The organism is Cognatilysobacter segetis (assembly GCF_004359965.1).
Lineage (GTDB): Bacteria > Pseudomonadota > Gammaproteobacteria > Xanthomonadales > Xanthomonadaceae > Cognatilysobacter > Cognatilysobacter segetis.
In genome coordinates this window covers 1-3,997 of sequence record NZ_SMRQ01000091.1, presented here as the reverse complement: position 1 = coordinate 3,997, position 3,997 = coordinate 1, and the positions used below count along the sequence as shown (strand labels likewise).

3 protein-coding genes are annotated in these 3,997 nt (G+C 68.0%); 1 reads left to right on the top strand and 2 read right to left on the bottom strand.

From position 1 onward, the window contains the following. Nucleotides 1–118 precede the first annotated feature (118 nt). Both xpsF and gspE read right to left on the bottom strand, forming a co-directional pair. On the bottom strand, nucleotides 119–1,336 hold the full coding sequence (gene xpsF / locus E4F61_RS13690) for a type II secretion system protein XpsF (protein WP_133480180.1): 1,218 nt from the start codon (nucleotides 1,334–1,336) through the stop codon (nucleotides 119–121). 7 nt (nucleotides 1,337–1,343) lie between these two features. Further along, nucleotides 1,344–3,065: a type II secretion system ATPase GspE gene (gene gspE / locus E4F61_RS13685; protein ID WP_133480179.1), complete on the bottom strand. Its 1,722-nt coding sequence runs from the start codon at nucleotides 3,063–3,065 to the stop codon at nucleotides 1,344–1,346. A gap of 258 nt (nucleotides 3,066–3,323) precedes the next feature. On the opposite strand from gspE, the gene E4F61_RS13680 reads away from it, so the two are divergent. Then, nucleotides 3,324–3,997, top strand: a 674-nt coding sequence (locus tag E4F61_RS13680) for a proprotein convertase P-domain-containing protein (protein WP_202909013.1), incomplete at its 3' end; no start/stop codon positions are given.

The following is a 3,997-nucleotide window of genomic DNA, read 5'->3' as shown; positions in this document are numbered from 1 at the left end:
GTGCCGCGTCACGCGATACGGGTCGACCTTGCGACGGCGTTACTTCGAACTCCGGCCCGCGCCAGCGGCGCGGGCGTTCGGAAGGCCTGCGCGGCGGTGCCGCGCAAGCAGGCCTTCCTCACCCAATCTGTCCGGTCAGGTCGTACATGGGCACGAGGATGCCGAGGATCACCGTGCCGATCACGAAGGCCAGCACCATCGTCACGATCGGCACCAGCGCGGCGAGCATGCGGTCCAGCGCGAGGCCCGTCTCCTGCTCGAACGTCTCGGCCGTGCGGATCAGCATGGTATCCAGCGCGCCCGATTCCTCACCCACCTGGATCATCTGCAGCGCGAGCCGCGGAAAGCGCTTGCCGCGACCGAGCGCGGTCGACAGCGCCACGCCGTTCTTGACCTCGTCGGCCGCCTTCTCGACGTCCGCCGCGAGCATGCGGTTGCCCAGCACGTTGCGCCCGATGCCCAGCGCGGTGATCAGCGGCACGCCGTTGCGCACCAGCGTGCCGAGCGTGCGCGCGAGCCGCGCGACCTCGATGCGCGCCACCAGCAAACCCGCGAGCTTGCGGCGCAGCAGCCACGCATCGAACGCGAGCCGGAAGGCGGGATCGCGGCGCTTGCGCTCGATCCACCACACCCCGAGCGCCGGCGCGGCAAGGATCACGATCCAGAAATCCTTCACGAAGTTGCCGATCGCCAGGATGATCTTGGTGAATAGCGGCAGCTCCGCGCCGAGGCTTTCGTACATCGCGGCGAACTGCGGCACGACGTACCCGAGCAGAAACAGCATGCTCAGCGTGACCATCACGAGCAGGATCGCGGGATAGATCAGCGCGTTGATGACGCGGCCCTGCAGCGCGCGCGCGCGTTCGAGGTACTCGGCCAGCCGCGACAGCGTTTCGTGCAGGCTGCCGCCGGCCTCGCCCGCGCGCACCATGTTGATGTACAGCCGGGAGAACGTGCCGTGCTGGCGATCGAGCGCCGTGGAAAGCGCCGCGCCGCCGCGCACGGCTTCGCGGATGTCGCCGATGGTGCGGCGCGCGGCTTCGTCGTCCGGGAGTTCGAGCAGGATCGACAGCGCACGGTCGAGCGGCTGGCCCGCACCGAGCAGCGTGGCCAGCTGCTGCGTGAACTGCACCAGCCGGGCGCCGGCGAAGGGCTTGGGCTTGAACAGGCCCTTCCAGATGGCGGGGCCGCCGCCCTCGCTCGCGAGCTTCGCCTCGACCGGCAGGTGGCCCTGCCCCTGCAGGCGCTGCACGACCTCGTCGACGCTCGCCGCCTCCATCTGGCCGTCGAGCATCTCGCCGCGCGGGTTCAGCGCCTTGTAGCGGTACAGGGCCATGCGCCGCTCAGGTCTCTTCGGTCACGCGCAGCACTTCCTCGATCGTCGTCAGGCCCGCGAGCGCCTTGGCAATGCCGTCCTCGTACATGGTGCGCATGCCGCACCGGCGCGCGATCTCCTCGATCTCGCCCATGCCGGCGTGGCGCATCACCGCACGGCGCAGCTCGTCGTTCATGACGAGGAATTCCATGATGGTAGTGCGCCCGACGTAACCGCTCGGCGCCAGCGCCGAGCCGCGCGGGCGGAACAGGACGATCTCGCCCTCGGGCTGCAGCTTGCGCAGGCCGAACTTCTCGATCTCCTCCGGCGAGGCCGCGTAGCGCTCCGCATGCGTCGGCTCCAGTCGCCGCACGAGGCGCTGCGCAAGGATGCCGTTGATCGTCGACGTCAGCAGGTAGTCCTCGACGCCCATGTCCAGAAGGCGCGTGATGCCGCCCGCCGCGTTGTTGGTATGCAGCGTCGACAGCACGAGGTGGCCGGTCAGCGCGGACTGGATCGCGATGCGCGCGGTTTCCAGGTCGCGCATCTCGCCGATCATGATGATGTCGGGATCCTGGCGCACGATCGACCGCAGCGCATGCGCGAAGTCGAGCCCGATCTGCGGCTTGGCCTGGATCTGGTTGATGCCCTCGATCTGGTACTCGACGGGATCCTCGACGGTGATGATCTTGACGTCCGGCGTGTTGAGCTTGCTCAGCGCCGTGTACAGCGTGGTCGTCTTGCCCGAGCCGGTCGGGCCGGTGACCAGCAGGATGCCGTGCGGCTGGTCGAGCACCTTCTGGAACTGCGGCAGGAACTCGTTGGTGAAGCCGAGCTTCTCGAAGCTCAGCACGACGCTCTCGCGATCGAGCAGTCGCATCACCACGCTCTCGCCGTGCGAGGTCGGCACGGTGCTCACGCGCAGGTCGAGCTCGCGTCCCTGCACGCGCAACTGGATGCGGCCGTCCTGCGGCAGGCGGCGCTCGGCGATGTTGAGCTTGGCCATGATCTTGATGCGGCTGATCACGGCAGCGGTGAGGTTGGCCGGCGGGCTCTCGCCTTCATGGAGCACGCCGTCCACGCGGTAGCGCACCTTGAGCTGGTTCTCGAACGGCTCGATGTGGATGTCCGAGGCGCGCAGCTCGACCGCGCGCTGGATGATCAGGTTGACCAGCCGGATCACCGGCGCCTCGGAGGCGAGGTCGCGCAGGTGCTCGACGTCGTCCATCTCCGCGCCTTCGCCCTCGGCGTTGTCGACGATCGCGCCCATCGCGCTGCGGCCCTGGCCATGCCAGCGTTCGATCAGCGCGTCGATCTCCGAGCGCAGGCCCACGAACGGCGCGATCGGCCGCGGCAGCGCGAGGCGCAGCGCGTCGAGCTGGTAGGCGTCCTGCGGATCGGCCATCAGCACGTCGACCGCGGCGTCGGTTTCGCGCACGGGGCAGAGGTGGAACTGGCGCATGAACTTCGGCGACAGCGCGACGTTCTCGGGCGGCAGGTCCGGCAGGTCCTTGGTCGGCACCAGCGGAAGACCGAGGACGGAGGCCACCGCCTCGGCGTGGTCGCGCTCGGAGACGAGGCCGAGGCGCCCGAGCAGTTCAAGGAGCGGGCCGCCGGTCTCCTGTTGAAGACGCTCCGCCCGCGCGAGATCGGCGTCGCGCAGGCGACCGCGCGCCTGCAGCGCTTCCACGATGCCGGCCTCGAGGTCTCGCGGCGTTCCGGGCGCGACGTAAGCGTGGACGGCGTTCATGACGATCTCCTGGCAGGGCCCGACTTTATCAAGCCGTGCGCTGCGCATTCGGACTGGCGGCGCGATGACTCATCCCCGGAAGCGGCCGTGACGAAAACAGCGGTGGTCGCGACAAGGCCGTCCCCGCGTATAGGCGAAGTGAATGGACCGCCTCGATTTTTGACGGAAGTCCACCGATTTTGTGATCCACTTCCCAAATAGGAACTTATGTGCCTAGACTCTGCCTGCCGCCGCACGGGCGGTCATGGGGAATTCATCGTGAACGCATACAGCAGCCTTCGCGGCCTTGTAGTCGCCTGCGCGCTCGCCAGCGCGTCTTTCGCCGTCCAAGCGGGTCAGGCGGTAACCAACTTTTCGAACCCGGCCCCGATCGGCATTCCAAGCCAGGGCTCGGCGAACCCCTATCCGTCGCAGGTCGCCGTTTCCGGGCTGCACGGTTCGATCTACGACGTGAAGGTCACGCTCAACGGCGCCTACCACACGTACGTATCCGACCTTCGCGTCGTGCTCGTCGCACCCGACGGCCGCCAGATCCGCCTCTGGAATCATCAGAACGGCAGCGCCGATTTTGCCGACACAACCATGACCTTCAGCGCCGATGCGACCGCCTGGCCGACCACGGTGGGCGGCAGCGTGCCGTCCGGCACCTACCGCACGACCGATGCCGCGCCGATCGATCTCTCGCTGTTCCGCGGCGCCGCCGAATACGCGAACGGCAACTGGTCGCTTCTGATCAACGACGACTACGCGCTCGACCAGGGGCAGATCGCCCGCGGCTGGACGCTTTCGTTCACGTCCGACGTGTTCACGACGTGCGCCGCCGAAGGCTACACGGGCAACAAGCTGCAGATGTGCAAGAGCATCTGCGAGTCCAATAACTCGGGCGCCACGCTGAACTCGCTCGTCCGCGCCTACACGCTGCTCTACCGGGA